At 61.6% G+C, this 17097-nt stretch carries 13 protein-coding genes and 1 tRNA gene; 4 read left to right on the top strand and 10 right to left on the bottom strand.

Features of this window, described 5'->3' with window-relative positions:
* Nucleotides 1-60 precede the first annotated feature (60 nt).
* The 6 genes from KY495_RS13420 to pepN all read right to left on the bottom strand — a co-directional run bounded on the left by KY495_RS13420 (nt 61) and on the right by pepN (nt 9341).
* Nucleotides 61-2475, bottom strand: a complete 2415-nt coding sequence (locus KY495_RS13420) for a catalase (RefSeq protein ID WP_219879922.1) — start codon at nt 2473-2475, stop codon at nt 61-63.
* Between the two features lie 141 nt (nt 2476-2616).
* A complete protein-coding gene (locus KY495_RS13415) occupies nt 2617-3276 on the bottom strand; it encodes a YqjD family protein (RefSeq protein WP_219879921.1) in 660 nt (219 codons plus the stop codon).
* 363 nt (nt 3277-3639) lie between these two features.
* Complete coding sequence (ltrA, locus tag KY495_RS13410) at nt 3640-5007, bottom strand: group II intron reverse transcriptase/maturase (RefSeq protein WP_219879920.1); 1368 nt, start codon at nt 5005-5007, stop codon at nt 3640-3642.
* Between the two features lie 472 nt (nt 5008-5479).
* Nucleotides 5480-5555 (bottom strand) — tRNA-Thr (locus KY495_RS13405).
* A gap of 95 nt (nt 5556-5650) precedes the next feature.
* The gene (locus tag KY495_RS13400) at nt 5651-6652 is read right to left on the bottom strand and encodes a class 1 fructose-bisphosphatase (protein ID WP_219879919.1); all 1002 of its coding nucleotides are present in this window, start codon (nt 6650-6652) and stop codon (nt 5651-5653) included.
* Between the two features lie 43 nt (nt 6653-6695).
* Nucleotides 6696-9341, bottom strand: a complete 2646-nt coding sequence (gene pepN, locus KY495_RS13395; RefSeq protein ID WP_219879918.1) for an aminopeptidase N — start codon at nt 9339-9341, stop codon at nt 6696-6698.
* A 180-nt stretch (nt 9342-9521) separates the two neighbouring features.
* On the opposite strand from pepN, the gene KY495_RS13390 reads away from it, so the two are divergent.
* Entirely contained in the window at nt 9522-10172 is a 651-nt protein-coding gene (locus tag KY495_RS13390; RefSeq protein WP_219879917.1) for a DUF4136 domain-containing protein, read from the top strand.
* Nucleotides 10173-10180: 8 nt separating this feature from the next.
* Here the strand turns inward: KY495_RS13390 and KY495_RS24230 are convergent, their stop codons facing one another.
* Genes KY495_RS24230 through KY495_RS13375 form a run of 4 tightly spaced genes read right to left on the bottom strand, consistent with a single transcriptional unit; the run spans nt 10181 to nt 12600 of the window.
* Nucleotides 10181-10312 (bottom strand): hypothetical protein, encoded by a 132-nt coding sequence (locus KY495_RS24230; protein ID WP_267876156.1) that lies wholly within the window; start codon nt 10310-10312, stop codon nt 10181-10183.
* Nucleotides 10309-11283 carry a quinone oxidoreductase gene (locus tag KY495_RS13385; RefSeq protein ID WP_219884239.1) on the bottom strand — a complete coding sequence of 325 codons (975 nt, stop codon included), beginning with the start codon at nt 11281-11283 and terminating at the stop codon, nt 10309-10311. The genes KY495_RS24230 and KY495_RS13385 overlap by 4 nt, the downstream gene beginning before the upstream one ends.
* Nucleotides 11283-11678, bottom strand: a complete 396-nt coding sequence (locus tag KY495_RS13380) for a methylglyoxal synthase (RefSeq protein WP_219879916.1) — start codon at nt 11676-11678, stop codon at nt 11283-11285. The genes KY495_RS13385 and KY495_RS13380 overlap by 1 nt, the downstream gene beginning before the upstream one ends.
* Nucleotide 11679: 1 nt before the next feature.
* The gene (locus KY495_RS13375) at nt 11680-12600 is read right to left on the bottom strand and encodes a DMT family transporter (RefSeq protein ID WP_219879915.1); all 921 of its coding nucleotides are present in this window, start codon (nt 12598-12600) and stop codon (nt 11680-11682) included.
* Nucleotides 12601-12709: 109 nt separating this feature from the next.
* On the opposite strand from KY495_RS13375, the gene KY495_RS13370 reads away from it, so the two are divergent.
* The 3 genes from KY495_RS13370 to KY495_RS13360 all read left to right on the top strand — a co-directional run bounded on the left by KY495_RS13370 (nt 12710) and on the right by KY495_RS13360 (nt 17028).
* A complete protein-coding gene (locus KY495_RS13370; protein WP_219879914.1) occupies nt 12710-13435 on the top strand; it encodes a YebC/PmpR family DNA-binding transcriptional regulator in 726 nt (241 codons plus the stop codon).
* Nucleotides 13436-13442: 7 nt separating this feature from the next.
* The gene (purD, locus tag KY495_RS13365; RefSeq protein ID WP_219879913.1) at nt 13443-14711 is read left to right on the top strand and encodes a phosphoribosylamine--glycine ligase; all 1269 of its coding nucleotides are present in this window, start codon (nt 13443-13445) and stop codon (nt 14709-14711) included.
* A gap of 316 nt (nt 14712-15027) precedes the next feature.
* On the top strand, nt 15028-17028 hold the full coding sequence (locus KY495_RS13360; RefSeq protein ID WP_219879912.1) for a S9 family peptidase: 2001 nt from the start codon (nt 15028-15030) through the stop codon (nt 17026-17028).
* Nucleotides 17029-17097 lie beyond the last annotated feature (69 nt).

Genomic DNA, 17097 nt, shown 5'->3' with positions numbered 1-17097 from the left:
CGGACTCCCCACAGGGGTCCGGCCTTTTTTGTTGTGCCAGGCACTGCCTGGCCAACGTGCTTACACCATCGGTGGATCGGTTTCGCGCGCGAAGCTGCGGTGTGACGCCAGCGCCGTCTTGAAGGCATCGATGGCGGCGTCCAGGTCATCCTTCTCGGTACCGATCAGGGCCGGGTCATCCGAGCCGTCCGGCAGCTTTGGCGGCACGCTGGCCTGCTTGAGCAGGGCCGCGCCTGCGCCCACCACCATGATCGGCTTGCAGTGGCGATACTGGTCGCGCATGAACTCAAGCGAATGCGCGTCGCGCGCGAGCATCTTGATGGCGTCAGCGCCGTCCGGCACCACCACCGCATCCCACAAGGCCGATGGCGCGGCCTCCAGCGTGATTTCCACGAACAGCACGCTGCCATCGTCGGCGGCAACCTTGCCCAGCTTGCTGCCGATCAGGCGCGGTACCGCGCCATCGGCCAGCAGCGAGCTGTAGATGGTGCGTACCATGGCGCCGTCCACGCCATTGGCCACCATGATCGCCACCTTGCGCGTCTTGATGCCGGTTTCGCCAGGGCGGGCCATCAGGGACAGGGCCGGCGACGGTTCGTACTCCGGCAGCGGCAAGGTGGTTGCCATGGGCTGGCCCGGCGGCACTTCCATGCCCAGGCCATCTGCTACTTCGGCGGCCAGCGCAGGATCAACGTTGACCAGCAGGGACAGCACGCGCTCGCGGATGGCAGAAATCTGCACGCGCGTGAGCTCAAAGCGGAAGGCGTTGGCAATGTGCTTTTGCTCGACCGGCGTCTGGCTCTTGAAGAACAGGCGCGCCTGCGAATAATGGTCGGCAAACAGCTCGGGCTTGCCGCGCACCTTGTCTTCGGCAATGCGCTCCGGGAAGCTGGTGAAGCCAGCCGCCCCGGCCTGGAACGGCGAGCCGCCCGCCAGCGAATTGGGCTCGTAGTTCACGCGGCCGCGGTGAATGGCCTGGCGGTGGAAGCCGTCGCGCTGATTGTTCTGCACCTGGGCAATGGGCGAGTTGATGGGAATTTCGTGGAAATTCGGGCCACCAAGGCGCGTCAGCTGGGTGTCGAGATAGGAGTGGATGCGGCCCTGCAGCAGCGGGTCGTTGGTGAAGTCGATGCCGGGCACGATGTGGGCCGTGCAGAAGGCGACTTGCTCGGTCTCGGCAAAGAAATTGTCCGGGTTGCGGTTCAGGACCATGCGGCCAATCGGGGTGAGCGGCACCAGCTCTTCCGGCACCAGCTTGGTCGAGTCGAGCACGTCGAATTCGAAGGAATCGGCCTGCTCTTCAGTAAACACCTGCACTGACAGTTCCCACTCCGGGAAGGCGCCTGCTTCGATCGCTTCCCACAGGTCGCGCCGGTGGTAGTCGGCATCGGCACCAATGATCTTGACGGCTTCATCCCACACCAGGGAGTGGGTACCCTGCAGCGGGGTCCAGTGAAATTTGCAAAAGCGCGATTCGCCCGCGGCATTGACCAGGCGGAAGGTATGCACGCCGAAACCCTGCATGGTGCGGTAGCTGCGCGGAATGGCGCGGTCAGACATTTGCCACATCAGCATGTGGGTCGATTCCGGCATGAGCGAGACGAAATCCCAGAACGTGTCATGGGCGCTCGATGCCTGGGGCATGGCATGGTGCGGCTCGGGCTTAACGGCATGGACCAGGTCGGGGAACTTGATGGCGTCCTGGATGAAGAACACGGGAATGTTATTGCCTACCAGGTCCCAGTTGCCTTCATCGGTATAAAACTTGACGGCAAAACCGCGCACATCGCGCACGGTATCTGCGGAACCCCGCTCGCCGGCGACGGTCGAAAACCTGACAAAGACCGGTGTCTTTTTGCCCGGCTCGGCAAAAATACTGGCGCGGGTCAAGGCAGACAGATCCTTGTAGCTTTCAAAAAAGCCGTGGGCGGCAGACCCGCGCGCGTGCACCACGCGTTCAGGAATGCGCTCGTGGTCAAAATGGGTCAGCTTTTCGCGCAGGATAAAGTCTTCCATGGCGGTGGGGCCGCGCAGGCCAACCTTGAGCGAATTCTGGTTATCCGCCACGGGCACGCCCTGGTTGGTGGTCAGGCGCTGGCCTTCGCCATCCACGCGCACGCGGTCGAGCGGGTCCACGGTGGGGTTAAAGCCCGGCGGCGGCGCACCGGCGCCGACCTTGGGCGAGGTATTGATTTCACTGGCGGTGCTGCCGGTAATGGCATGGGTGGATGGATCACGCGTATCGCCCACCGGCGGCGTGCGGGAAGCGTCACCATGCTCCGCCGCCTTGTTGGCGTTGTACTCCATTTCGCCGGCGAGTTGGGCGCCGGCGACCATTTTCTCGAGCAGGCGCTCCGACACCGGATTCATGTCGCCCAGCTTGCCAGGTGGCGGCGCATTGGAAGGACCGGACACCGTACTGAGGATGGAGCCGGCGCCCTCGTCGGATGGGCCGGATTTCTTGCGTGTAACCATTTAACACCTCGAGCTTAGTAGGGAAAAGGAGAATGCAGCGTACGCAATCGCCTGCGCCGCTAAAGCGGGGCAGGCGATCATTAACGCAAATTTCTTGGAACGTCCGGCCGGCACAGGTGCCGGCCGGAGCAGCTCAGGCGATTAACGGCGGCCGAGCAGTTTGGACAGCGTGTAGCCGGCGGCCAGGGCCACCAGGACCGAGGTAGCCGGGCTGCTGCGCACATACTCGCGGCCGGTAGCGGCGAAGTGCTCATAGGCTTCCGTCAGCTGCTTGGTCTTGTCTTCCATGCGGGCACGGCCGTCGGTGAGGGCGCTCGATACCTTGTCCACGCTGCTGTGAGCGGTCGACGCCAGGCGGTCTGCCATTGGCTGGGCGGCATCCAGGGCCTTGTCGATCGATTTGTGAGCGTCGGCAGCGGTCATGCCGGCACCTTTGGTCGAATCCGATGCCGGGGCCGTTGGCATGCCAGCCTTCGGGAACTCGGCCGACTTGTTCGTGTCCATCGACTTGTTGGAGTCCATCGACTTGCTGTCGAAGGCATTATTGGTCTTGGCAGCGCCAAGCTGGTCGTTGCCCTTGTTCAGGTCGCTGGACTTGTTGAAGTCTGATGATTTGCTCGAATCGAACTGCTTCGAGGAATCCAGACCGGAGGCGTTCTTGTTGCCGCCCATGCCGCCCATGCCGCCGGTGCCGCCCATGTGATTGCCCGAATCCTTGTTCAGGTCCTTGCCCATGCTGCTGCCCGAGCCGTCTTTGTTGATGTTGCTGCCATTACCGGTTTGCGATTTTTGGTTATCCATGATCTATCCTCTAAAGTTTTTATATACCAGCGCGGGTGATGCATCTGAAACGATGCAGCGAATACAAAAAATATAACGATTGCAGAGTGATCACTGTGCGCTGACTAACAGAGCAATGGAGGCTCGACAGAGAACCGTTTGGAACATTTCCAGGCCGAATTTTTAGGCGGGAATAGATTGCTGCTGGACGATAAATGCATCGCAATTGCCGCGAAATAAGTCGATCGACTCAGTCGATGGCGGCCCCAAGGGAGGCGCGATGGGGTCATGGAGGGATCGGCATAGGGGGCAGCCCTGAAGGGCTGCTCCCCTGCCACACCACCCGGCATGCGGGTCCGCACCGGGCGGTTCGAATAGTTGAGGTCAGGACAGGCGGGGTACGCCAAGCCGGTCGAAGTAGGCAATCGTAAGGACCGTCTTCAACAACCGGTCCGCATTGCGCCACCAGCAACGGCTATTTGCCGCCACCGTCCGCGCCACTTGGGACGCGGCTCCAAGCTGGATCAGCTCCCGATACATGGTCTTGCCGCGTTTCCAGTGCTTGAGCTGGATCGCTCGCAGCCTGTGACGCAGCCATTCATCGAGTTCTCGCCAGATCTTGGGCGTCTCCGCCAACTTGAAGTATCCCTTCCAGCCAAGCATGTAGGTACGCAGCTTCTCGACGATCTGGCCCATACTGCGGCCCGCTGAGCGTCCAGTCAATTCACGGATGCGCTGCTTGAACGTTGCCAGCGGCTTTTCAGCGACCTTCAGTTTGACCACTTTCCCACGTGCCACCCACAGGCTGTAACCGAGGAACTTGCGACCGAAAGCACTGCCGACCGCGCTCTTGCTTTCGTTGACCACGAGGTGCAACTTGTCATAGAGGCGGCGCAGCAGCGCCATCACCCGCTCGCCAGCACGTTTACTGCAAACATAGACGTTCGCATCATCGGCGTAGCGTGCGAAGCAGTGACCGCGTCGTTCCAGTTCTTTATCCACTTCATCGAGCAGAACGTTGGCAAGCAGTGGAGACAGGGGGCCGCCTTGTGGCGTGCCCTCATGCCGCGCCTGCACCACGCCATGGTCCATGATGCCGCTGTTCAGATAGGCACGAACCAGACGGATCACTCCGGTGTCGTCGATGCGTTTCCTTAGGCGGTCGATCAGGATGTCATGGTTGACCCGGTCAAAGAACTTCGACAGGTCCACATCCACCACGGTCCTGCGTCCCGATTGGACATATGCTTTGGCGGCAAGTACCGCATCCTGCGCACGCCGGCCCGGACGGAAGCCGTAGCTGTGCTCGCTAAATGTGGGATCAAGAATCGGTTGTAGCACTTGGAGCAGTGCCTGCTGGATCAGCCGATCCGTCACCGTCGGGATGCCAAGCTCACGCTCGCCACCGTCGGGTTTGGGGATCGTCACCCTGCGTACCGGGCTAGGCCGGTACGTCCCTGCCAGCAATTGTTCACGTATCTCCGGCCAAGCCACGGCCAGATAGCGAGAGGTTTCGTCGATATCCCGACCATCCACCCCGGCCGCGCCCTTGTTGGCGCGCACACGTTTGAACGCCTGCAGCAGGTTTTCTCTTCTCAACGCTGCGCGCAGCAGCATTGATCCTGCGTCTCCTGACACATGTCGCGGGCAACAAGCTTCGTCGCTGGAAGTTGCGGCCAGAGCTTCACCCTGACGTACGGCCTCCCGCCCCGCCTTCGCGGACATCTGACGCATTGCCTGTCGCATCGACATGTCGGATAACACTCCTACTCGTTCGGTCCTTCGTTAGCGGGGTCGAGCCTTCCCGGCGCTACCACCAACTACTATGACCTCTGCTGAGACCCTGCTACGGCAATGCCGCCGTCCTTTCAGACGTGAGGCAGGGCGTCCCCAGGTAAGGGCCGCACTCCTTCACCACACAGCCGCCGCATCTACGCCGCCTCGCCTTGACCACAAGAGCTTCGCGGTTTGTGGCCCGCTCGCCCTGCTCGGCAGCGCCTTCTATGCGATTCTTGTCCATCGGCTCATGATTTACGATTCACGCTTCCTCCCCACGGTCGATTACTCTTCCGCAGTTGCGCTTCACTTCGCTCGCTGTGGTCAGCTCGCGGCGGGACTTTCACCCACAGGAGTGCGCCCATGCTGGGCGCACCACAAAAAAACCCGCAGCGCTGGTGGCGGTGCGGGTTTTCCAGGCATCAGGCAAGTGCCTGATGCGAAGTACTGGTGCCGATTGCCGGAATCGAACTGGCGACCTTTTCATTACGAATGAACTGCTCTACCAACTGAGCTAAATCGGCGAAGACGCGTATTCTAGCAAAAAATTGCGTACAGTTGCTAGTCCGAATCTGCAAACTTTGGCTTTTTCCGCCAAAAACGGCGCTTCAGGCGCGCTTCAGGCGGTGTGATAGCTCGTCACGCGCTCCACTTCCGCCTTGGAGCCGAGGAAAACGGGAACACGCTGATGCAGTTTTTGCGGCGGAATATCCATGATGCGTTGGACCCCATCCGTTGCGGCGCCGCCCGCCTGCTCGACGATCATGGCCATGGGATTGGCTTCGTACATCAGTCGCAGCTTGCCCGGCATGGAGGTGTCGCGCGTGTCGGCCGGATACATGAAAATACCGCCCCGGTTGAGGATGCGGTGCACGTCGGCCACCATGGACGCCACCCAGCGCATATTGAAATTCTTGCCGCGCGGGCCAGTGTCGCCGGCCAGCATCTCATCGACATACCGGGTCACGGGCGCATGCCAGTGGCGCGCATTGGACATGTTGATGGCGAACTCGCGCGTCTCGGCCGGAATGCGCATGTTGCGCTGGGTAAGCACCCACGAACCCATTTCCCGGTCCAGCGTGAAGCAGTTGACGCCATTGCCGGTGGTGAGCACCAGCATGGTTTGCGGGCCGTACACGGCGTAACCTGCCGCCACCTGCATGCTGCCTGCCTGCATGAAATCCTGTTCGGTCGGCGTGCCCATGCCTTCCGGCGCGCGGAGCACGGAAAAGATGGTGCCAATCGAGACGTTCACGTCAATATTGGACGAGCCATCGAGCGGGTCGAACAGCAGCATGTATTCGCCCATCGGATAGCGGTTGGGAATGGGATGGATCGATTCCATTTCTTCCGACGCCATGGCCGCCAGGTGGCCGCCCCACTCGTTGGCTTCGAGCAGGATTTCGTTGGAGATCACGTCCAGTTTTTTCTGGACTTCGCCCTGGATATTCTCGGTATCGGCGCTGCCGAGAATGTCGCCCAGGGCGCCCTTGCCCACCGAATGGCTGATGGTCTTGCAGGCGCGCGCGACCACTTCAATCAACAGGCGCAGTTCGGCGGGAATGGAATTGTGGTTGCGTTGCTCTTCAACCAGGTGCTGCGTAAGACTGACGCGTTTCATGGACTTCCTTCTTGGTTTTAAATTCTTTTGCCGGCTCGGCCATTCAGTTGGCCAGCGCCTTGGTGACGATTTCGCGCACGTCGTTGGACAGCTTTTTCATGCCGGCAACCTGCTGCAGGGCACGCTTCATGTGCGCCTGCAAGGCCGGGGCGTAGCGGCGCCAGCGGTCCATGGAGCGCGCCAGGCGGCTGGCGACCTGCGGGTTGATGGCGTCAAGCGCAATCACTTGCTCGGCCCAGAAGGCGTAGCCGCTGCCGTCCGGTGCATGGAAGCGGGCCGGGTTGCTATTACAGAAGGCAAAAATCAGGCTGCGCGCCCGGTTCGGGTTCTTCATGTTGAACGCCTTGTGGCCCATCAGCGCCCGCACTTCTTCCACGCCATTGTTGGGCGCCGCACCCTGCACCATGAACCACTTGTCGATCACCAGCGCTTCGCTCTCGAATTCGCGGTAGAAATGTTCCAGTGCTTCATCGGCACCTGCCGCTTGCGCGTGGATCAGGGCGATCAGCGCCGCAATCCGGTCCGTCATGTTGCCGGCATTATCGTACTGGAAGCGCGCCAGGGCCAGGCTTTCATCGTCCTGCACCGTGGCAAGGTAGGACAGGCACAGGTTTTTCAGGCCGCGCCGGCCGGCCGAAATGGCATCCGGACTGTATGGGCCGGGGGTCTGGTTGGCCTGATACTGGGCATGCAGGCTTTCGCGCAGCACTTCGCCAATGGTGCGGCGCATGTACTGGCGCGCCAGGTGGATCGCCTGCGGATGGACCATGTCCATCTGGTCGGCCACCATGCTCTCCGACGGCAGCAAGATGGCTTGCTCGCGAAAGCCGGCGTCGAGGGACTGGTCTTCCAGAATGGTGCGCATGGCGCCGATGAAGGTGTCGTCCAGCGCCAGCTTGCCGCCGTCGGCCACGGCAGCCGTCAGGTTCAGCAGGCGGCTCATGGCCAGGCGCTGGCCCGCTTCCCAGCGGTTGACGGGATCGCTGTCGTGGCTAAACAGGTGCAACAGCTGCTCGTCGCTGTAGTCGTATTCCAGCACCACGGGCGCGGAAAAATCGCGCAGGATCGAGGGCGTGGGCGCGTCCTGCACGCCGGTAAAGCGGAACGTCTGCTGCGCCTCGGTCAGTTCCAGCACGGTGGTCTTGCCCAGCGCCTGGCCATCCATGGTGAGGGGCAGGTCGCGGCCGTCCGCGCCCAGCAAGCCGAAGGCAACCGGGATATGGAAGGGCAGCTTGTGGTCCTGGCCCGGCGTGGGCGGGCACGATTGCGACAAGGTCAGTTCATACGCCTGCGCATCCTGGTCGTAGCGCGTCCTGGCGCGGACCACGGGCGTGCCGGCCTGGCTGTACCAGCGCTCGAACTGGGTCAGGTCGCGCCCGCTGGCGTCGGCCATGGCGGCGCGGAAATCATCGCACTCCACGGCCTGCTCGTCATGGCGCTCGAAGTACAGGTCCATGCCCTTGCGGAAACCGTCGCGCCCCAGCAGGGTCTGGTACATCCGCACCACTTCCGCGCCCTTTTCATACACCGTCACGGTGTAGAAATTGTTGATCTCGACAAAGGAGTCGGGGCGCACGGGATGGGCCATGGGACCCGCATCTTCCGGAAACTGGGCCTGGCGCAGGGTGCGTACCTGTTCGATGCGGCCCACGGCGCGCCCGCTCTCGGTACCGATCATGTCGGCCGAAAATTCCTGGTCGCGAAAGACGGTCAAGCCTTCCTTGAGCGACAGCTGGAACCAGTCGCGGCAGGTGACGCGGTTGCCGGTCCAGTTGTGAAAATATTCATGGCCCACCACCGCCTCGATGCCGGCATAGTCGACATCGGTTGCCGTGCGGGCATTGGCCAGCACGAACTTGGTGTTGAAAATGTTCAAGCCCTTGTTTTCCATCGCGCCCATGTTGAAGTCGCTCACGGCAACAATCATGAAGCGGTCCAGGTCCAGTTCCAGCCCAAAGCGCTCTTCGTCCCAGCGAATACTGTTCTTGAGCGACTGCATGGCGTAATCGGTCTTGTCGAGGTTGCCCTCCTCCACCCACACCTGCAGCAGGGCGTCGCGGCCGTCGGCCAGGCGGAAGGTTTCTTCCTGGCAGACCAGGCGCGCGGCCACCAGCGCAAACAGGTAGGAAGGCTTCTTGAACGGGTCTTCCCACTTGGCGTAATGACGCCCGTCGCCCAGGTCGCCTTCCTCAATCAGGTTGCCGTTCGACAGCAGCACCGGGTACTTCTCCTTGTCGGCGCGCAGCATGACGGTGTAGCGGGCCATGATGTCGGGGCGGTCAGGGAAATAGGTGATGGCGCGGAAGCCTTCCGCTTCGCACTGGGTAAAGAAATTGCCGTTGGAAACGTACAGCCCGTTGAGCGTCGTGTTCTTGACAGGCGAGGTAATGGTTTCAATTTCCAGCGTCACATTGTCCGGCGCATTGGCAATGGATAGCACGCCCGCCTCGATGCGATAGTCGCGCTCGCCCAGCGCCTTGCCATTCATGCGCAGGGCCACCAGTTCCAGGTTGTCGCCGTACAGTTCGATGTCGCGCGCCGGGCTGTCGGCATTGCGCGTCATGACCAGGCGGCTGGCCACGATGGTGCGCTCCGGATCGAGATCAAAACCAAGCTCGACAGTGTCAACCCAATAGGCCGGTGCCGTGTAATCTTTCCGGTAGATGGTCTGGGGGATGTCTGTGCGCATGGGAAACTCTGCTGTGACGTTGGATGGGCGTCTATTTTACCAATACCGCAACAGTGCAGCGCCCGCTCTGCGTGTTTCGTCCATGTGCGGAGGGTAACAGTCTGTAAAATTGCTCGAGAACCAGCGGCAACGAGCCGTACAGTGGCTCTTGGGTTAGTGGAAGTGAAGACGGAGAATATGATGAAACGCCTGTTTATGGCGGCAGCCGCGTCGCTGTCGCTCCTGCTCGGTGGCTGTGCCACCACCATCCGCAGCGATGTCACGACCTTTCACGAGTGGCCCGCCGCCATGGCTGACAAGAGTTATGCCTTTGACGCGCCCCAGGCCCAGGAAGACACGCTGGAATTGCGCAGCTATCAGGGGCTGGTGCGCAAGGAACTGGCACGCCTGGGCTTTCGCGAAGCCGCGTCCGGCAGCACGCCCAACCTGAAGGTGGCCATGCGCTTCATGACCACCGATATCCCGGTGCGCGTGATTGAACCGATGTATCCGATGCAATATCATCCGCGCATTGGCTTCGGCCATCCTTTCTACCGTCCTTACTGGGGCGGGCGGCGCTACTGGGGCGGCTGGTACAGCCCGTTTTATGATCCGTTCTGGACCGGCATCCCTGCCTACACGGTCAGTGTCCAGCACCATTACAAGCGCGAGCTGCAGCTTGCCATCAAATCGGCCAACGACGGCCGCCGCCTGTTTGACGTGACGGTCCATAACACCAGCCGCGAGCGCTCCACGCCGGTCGTGATGCCGGCCCTGGTGCAAAGCGCCTTTACCGGTTTCCCTGGCGTGAGCGGGGTGGCGCGCACCGTGGAACTGAAGCGCGAAGACTGAGTACCCGGTCAGGTCACCATTGCCAGCGAGGCAAAGGTGATCCCCACCACCAGCAGGACCGACAGGATCAGGACGATCAGCAAGCGTCCGAATTTCGGCGAACCATCGTGTTCGCCGTTTTTCTTTTCCGGCGCGCTCATGGCAGCAGCACCGACGAACCGGTGGTCCGGCGCGCTTCCAGATCGGCATGCGCGCGCGCCACATCGGCCAGCGGATAACGCTGGTGCACCTCAATCTTGACCGCGCCGCTGGAGACGACCTCGAACAGGTCGGCCGCCATGGCTTCCAGGTCGGCCCGTTTGGCGGCGTAGGCAAACAGCGTGGGCCGGGTAATGAACAGCGACCCGCGCGCGGACAGTTCGCCCAGTGAAAAATCCGGCACGGGCCCGGACGCATTGCCGAAGCTGACCATCAGTCCCAGTGGCTGCAGGCAATCGAGCGAACCGGTGAAGGTATCCTTGCCAATGGAGTCATACACGACGGAGACCATCTTGCCATCCGTGATGTCCCTGACCCGCTCCACGAAATTGTCCGTGTTGTAGTTGATTACATGGGTGCAGCCGTGTGCGCGCGCCAGTTCAGCCTTTTCTTCGGAACCCACAGTGCCAATCATGTTGACGCCCAGTGCCTTGGCCCACTGGCAGGCAATCAGGCCCACCCCGCCGGCGGCGGCATGAAACAGGATGGTGTCGCCCCGCTTGAGCTGGGCAGTGCGGCGAAACAGGTACTGGACGGTCAGTCCCTGCAGCATCATGGCCGCGCCCGTCTCGAACGACATGCTGTCCGGCAGCTTGAGCAGGATATCGGCCGGCATCACGCGGGCCTCCGCATACGCCCCGTTGGGACGGCCCGCATAGGCCACGCGGTCGCCCGCTTTCACATGGGTCACGCCCGCGCCCACCGCTTCCACCACACCGGCGCCTTCCATGCCCAGGGCGCCCGGCAGGGGCTGGGGATACAGGCCGGAGCGGAAATAGCAGTCGATAAAGTTCACGCCGATGGCTGCGTGGCGCACCAGCGCCTCGCCCGGGCCCGGCGCGCCCACGTCGACATCGACCAGTTCCATTACTTCCGGGCCGCCGGTGCGGTGCACCCGTATTGCCTTTGCCATCATGTCAGTTCCTTTTTCTTCGCTGCCATCTTCAGGTGGCACAGCAGCATGTGGGCCGTTGAAATATTGGTGGCACAGGCCACGTCGTGCACGTCGCAGGCGCGCACCAGTGCATTGATGTCCGGCTCGTGCGGCTGGGGCGTCATGGGGTCGCGCAGGAAAATGACGGCATCGATGTGGCCTTCCACCAGCATGGTACCAATTTGCAGGTCGCCGCCAAAGGGACCGGACTGCTTGCGGTCCACGGTCAGGCCCAGCTCGTTGGCCAGGCGCCCGCCCGTGGTGCCGGTGGCAATCAGCGTGCAGCCCTGGAGGAAATCCAGGTACTCGGCCGCCAGCGTAATCATGTCGTCCTTTTTCTTGTCGTGCGCGATCAGGGCAATGCGTGGTTTCATGTCACTTCTTCCTCGACAACAAATAGATGCCAGCCAGGACCAGCACGGTGCCGGCCAGCTGGATCACGGTAATCGCTTCGCCGAGCACCAGCGCGCCCAGGAACAGCGTGGAGACGGGGCCGATCATGCCGGCCTGGGAGGCGGTGCCCGCGCCAATGCGCTGCACGGCCACCATGGTCATAAAGACCGGGAAAATGGTACAAAAGATCCCATTGGCCAGCGACAGCCAGTACACGGGCGCCGGCTGGACCAGCAGCGACACGGGACGCAGCACGAGAAACTGGGCAATGCAGGCCGCGCTGGCCACGCACATGGCATACGACACCAGCCGTACTGCGCCGATGCGGCGCACCAGTTCGCCCGACTGGATCAGATAGACGGCGTAGGCAAGCGCCGAACCCAGTACCAGCATGGACCCCAGCGCCACGTTGCGCATGCCGCTGTGCAGGTCATGCGCCACCACCAGCACGATGCCGCAATAGGAGGTGGCAAGCGCAAGCCACTGCAGGCCACTGATGCGCTGCTTGAGGAATATGGAGCTGAACAGCAGGACAAAGGTCGGCGTCAGGAACAGCAGCAGCCGCTCCAGTCCCACGCTGATGTATTGCAGGCCCAGGAAGTCCAGGGTGCTGGACAGGTAATATCCCACCAGTCCAAGAAACAGCAGGCGCCACCGGTCGCCAGTCGAGAGCGGCTCCTTGGTGCGCATATTCCAGATGGCCACGGCCGCAAACAGGGGCAGCGAAAACAGCATGCGGAAGGCGACCACGGTGACGGCATCGACCTGGTAGCGGTAAAGCAGCTTGGCCACGATGGCCTTGGCGGAAAACAGCACCGCGCCGCCGATGGCCAGTGTCAGGCCAGTCATCAATGCCGGGCGTGGGAGGGCGGGAACGGAACCGGCACTGATCATTTTGCTCATGCCATGATTGTAAAGCGAATCGGCAAGGCGAGCTTGGGGCCGCAATTTTTTGGCCGGCCCCATGGTAAAATGTCGGCCACTCTTGCATACCGTCTAAGGAATTTTCGACATGGCTGGACACAGCAAATGGGCCAATATCAAGCACAAAAAGGCCGCAACGGACGCTAAACGCGGCAAAATCTGGACCCGCCTGATCAAGGAGATCACCGTCGCGGCGCGCATGGGCGGGGCTGACATTGCCGCGAACCCACGCCTGCGCCTGGCGGTAGACAAGGCTGCCGATGCCAACATGCCGAAAGAAAATGTCACCCGCGCCATCCAGCGCGGCTCGGGCGGCCTGGAAGGGGTGAACTATGAAGAGGTGCGTTACGAAGGCTACGGCATTGGCGGCGCCGCCATCATCGTCGACTGCATGACCGACAACCGCGTGCGCACGGTGGCGGAAGTACGTCACGCTTTCAACAAGCATGGCGGCAACATGGGTACCGAAGGTTCGGTCGCCTTCATGTTCCAGCATTGCGGCCAGTTCCTGTTCGCACCGGGCACCGACGAAGACAAGCTGATGGAATGCGCGCTGGAAGCAGGCGCCGACGACGTGATCGCCGACGAAGAAGGCGGCTTTGAAGTGGTATGCGACCCGTTTGCCTTTGCCACCGTCAAGGATGCGCTGGAAAAGGCGGGCTTCAAGGCCGAAGTGGCCGAAATTATCATGAAGCCGGCCACCGAGACTGTGTTCTCGGGCGAAGATGGCGTCAAGATGCAAAAAATTCTCGATGCACTCGAGAACCTCGACGATGTACAGGAAGTCTATACCAACGCCCTGATCGAAGACTGAGCACTTTATGAAAATCCTGGTAGTCGGCTCTGGTGGCCGTGAACATGCCCTGGCCTGGAAACTGGCCCAATCGGAACGTATTCAAATGGTCTACGTTGCCCCCGGCAATGGCGGCACGGCGCGCGACATTCGCCTGGTCAATGTGGACATGAGCGACCCGGTCGCCCTGGCCGACTTCGCGCAGGCTGAAAACATCAGTCTGACGGTAGTGGGGCCGGAAGTGCCGCTGGCAGCCGGCATCGTCGATATTTTCCGCAGCCGTAACCTGAAGATCTTTGGCCCGACGCGTGACGCCGCCCAGCTGGAGAGCTCCAAGGATTTCGCCAAGGCGTTCATGCAGCGCCACAATATTCCGACGGCAAAGTACCAGAGCTTTACCGATGCCGAACTGGCCCATGCCTACATCGACCAGGAAGGCGCGCCGATTGTCATCAAGGCTGACGGCCTGGCTGCCGGCAAGGGCGTGGTGGTGGCCATGTCGCTGGACGAGGCGCACAGCGCGGTGGACCACATGCTGGCAGACAACCGCTATGGCGATGCTGGTGCCCGCATTGTGATCGAGGAATTTTTGGCCGGCGAAGAAGCCAGCTTCATCGTCATGTGCGACGGCAAGAACGTGCTGCCGCTGGCCACCAGCCAGGATCACAAGCGCCTGCGCGACCAGGACCAAGGCCCCAACACGGGCGGCATGGGTGCCTACTCCCCTGCCCCCATCGTCACCCCGGCCATGCATGCGCGCGTGATGCGCGAGATCATCAACCCGACCGTCAACGGCATGGCCAAGGATGGGATCGTGTTCACCGGCTTTTTGTACGCCGGCCTGATGATCGACGACAAGGGCAACCCGCGTACGCTGGAATTCAACTGCCGCATGGGCGACCCGGAAACGCAGCCGATCATGGCGCGTCTCAAGAGTGATCTGGTGACCGTGATGGAACACGCCTGCAACGGCACGCTCGATGCGGTGGAACTGGAATGGGACCGCCGGACCGCCGTGGGCGTTGTCATGGCGGCAGCCGGCTATCCGGACAGCCCACGCAAGGGCGACGTCATCGACGGCATTCCGCCGGAAACGCCGGAAAGCATCACCTTCCACGCCGGCACCCAGATTGTGGACGGCAAGCTGCAGACCAGCGGTGGCCGCGTGCTATGCGTGGTGGGCCTGGGCGACAGTATCAAGATGGCGCAGAAGCAGGCTTATGAAACGGTCGACCAGATCCACTTCAACGGCGCGCAGTTGCGGCGCGACATCGGCTGGCGCGGGCTCAAGCACTAATTCCCCCGCACCGGCAGCATCCAGGGGCCACCGGCCCCTTTTTTTTTGCCAGGCACCTGGCCGCCCCACATGTTTGGCGTTGATGGAAGTCGCATGACGCACTATTTGCGCAAACCCAAACGGTGCGTACTGCGACACGTAGAATTTGGCAGGCGCCGCAGCACCGTCATGCCCTCTGCGCGCCGGCACCAAGTCTTTGCCAAACACCTTGACCAGAAACCAACGCAATAGCCGAAAAGCAACAATTTGATCGCCTTGCCAGTCACTGCACAGTTATAATTTTCCGCTCTACAACTTCTTCACGCTCGGAGCCTTGATGCCATCGCCTCTCTACCTGACGCTGTGCCGCTGCACGGCCGCGTTATTGGCAACTGCCTCCCTGATGCTGCCCGTGCAGGCCGCCACTGCGCCCCCCATTGAGCACTTCTTTAGCAATGCGCGCTTCTCGCGCCCAGCCTTGTCGCCCAATGGCAAATTCCTCGCCATCGTGGTGGGCACGCCCGGTAAGCGCGATGCCCTGCGCGTCATCGATCTTGCCACCAACAAGGTCCATGCCACAGCTAGTTTTGGCGATGCCGATATCAATGCCTTCCAGTGGGTCAATGATCAGCGGCTCATATATAACGTGACCGACCACCAGCAGGCGCAAGGCGAGGTCACCCACAACCCCGGCCTGTATGCCGCCAATATCGATGGCTCGGCCATGCGCCAGCTCGCTGCACGGCAGCATCAATACAGCACGGGCACCAGAACCGGCGGGCGGATGCTGTCGCCCTACACCTTCATGACCTCCCAGCCTGGCTTGCAGAACGCCGACTCGGTCTATGTTCAGACGACCGAATTTGGCAATCGCGACCGCATGCATACGCAGTTGCTGTTGCTCAATACCGTCACGGGTTTCTGGAGCCGGGTCAAGGGGCCGGAACACGCGCGTAGCTGGCTTCTCGACCATGAAGGCGAGCCGCGCGTGGCCATCGCGTTCAAGGAACAAAACCAGCTGATCTACCTTCGCCAGCGGGAGACCGACGAATGGAAGGAAATTGCCTCCTTCAACGCCTTTATCGGGGGCCAGGGCAGCATCGATCCCCTGGCATTCGGCGCCGATGGCACGCTGTATGTGCTGGCAGGGAAAGACCGGGATACGCGCGCGGTGCACGCCTATGACACGGCTACCGGCAAACTGAGCGATGAACCATTGATCGAAACTACCGGCTACGATTTCAATGGCGGCCTGATCATGAACAAAGGCGTCTTGCAGGGCTTCCGGTTCATCACCGACGCGCTCAGTACGCACTGGATCGACCCGCGCATGAAAGCGCTGCAGGCAGAAATTGACCAAAAGCTTGGCGACACGATCAACACCATTACGCGGCCACGGCGCCCGGAAAGCGACTGGGTGCTGGTAGAAGCATTTTCGGACGTGCGCCCGCGTTCATTCTTGCTGTACAACACGGCCAGCAAAGCGTTCCGCATGATCGGCAATAGCCATCCGGAAATCGTGCCTGAACAAATGGGCCGCCAGGACGCCGTGAGCTACAAGGCCCGCGACGGCCTGACCATCCCCGCCCTGCTGACCCTGCCCGCAGGCAAGCGCAGCAAGCTGCCCATGGTGGTGTTGGTCCATGGCGGACCTTATGTCCGCGGCAGCGTGTGGGGCTGGGACCCGACCTCGCAATTTCTGGCATCGCGCGGGTATGCTGTGCTTGAGCCATCGTTTCGCGGTACCACAGGTCTTGGCGCCAAACACTACCGCGCCGGCTGGCGCCAATGGGGCCTGGCCATGCAGGACGACTTGGCCGACGGCGCCAAATGGGCCATTGAACAAGGCATCGCCGACGGCAAGCGCATCTGCATTGCCGGTGCCAGCTACGGCGGCTATGCCACCCTGATGGGACTGATCAAGGATCCGGACCTGTTCAAATGCGGCATCAACTGGGTGGGTGTGACCGACATTTCGCTCATCCACAATGGCCATTGGAGCTTTGAGAACGACACATCGGACCAGTATCGCAAGTACGGGATGCCCACCCTGATCGGTGACGTGGTCAAGGACGCCGAGCAGTTGAAGGCGACCTCGCCACTGGTGCACGCCGCGCGTATCAAGCAGCCCTTGCTGCTTGCCTACGGCGGCGCCGACCGGCGCGTGCCTCAGTACCACGGCAACAAATTCTATGAAGCCGTCAAGCATACCAACCCGAATGTGGAATGGGTGGTTTACCCAAACGAGGGCCATGGCTTTGTACTGCCGGAAAACCGCATCGATTTCTTCACCCGCATGGAGAAATTCTTGACTCGCACCATAGGCCAGACACCGTAACCTCTTGCACTGCGCCCGGCCTTCCCGCTCGAAGCGGCAGCGCCGCACGCCGATCACGCGGCGCCGGCA

It is taken from the genome of Massilia sp. PAMC28688, from assembly GCF_019443445.1.
In the GTDB taxonomy this organism is placed as follows: domain Bacteria; phylum Pseudomonadota; class Gammaproteobacteria; order Burkholderiales; family Burkholderiaceae_D; genus Telluria_A.
Note: the sequence above shows the minus strand (reverse complement) of the source record. Positions and strands in the feature narration are given on the sequence as shown.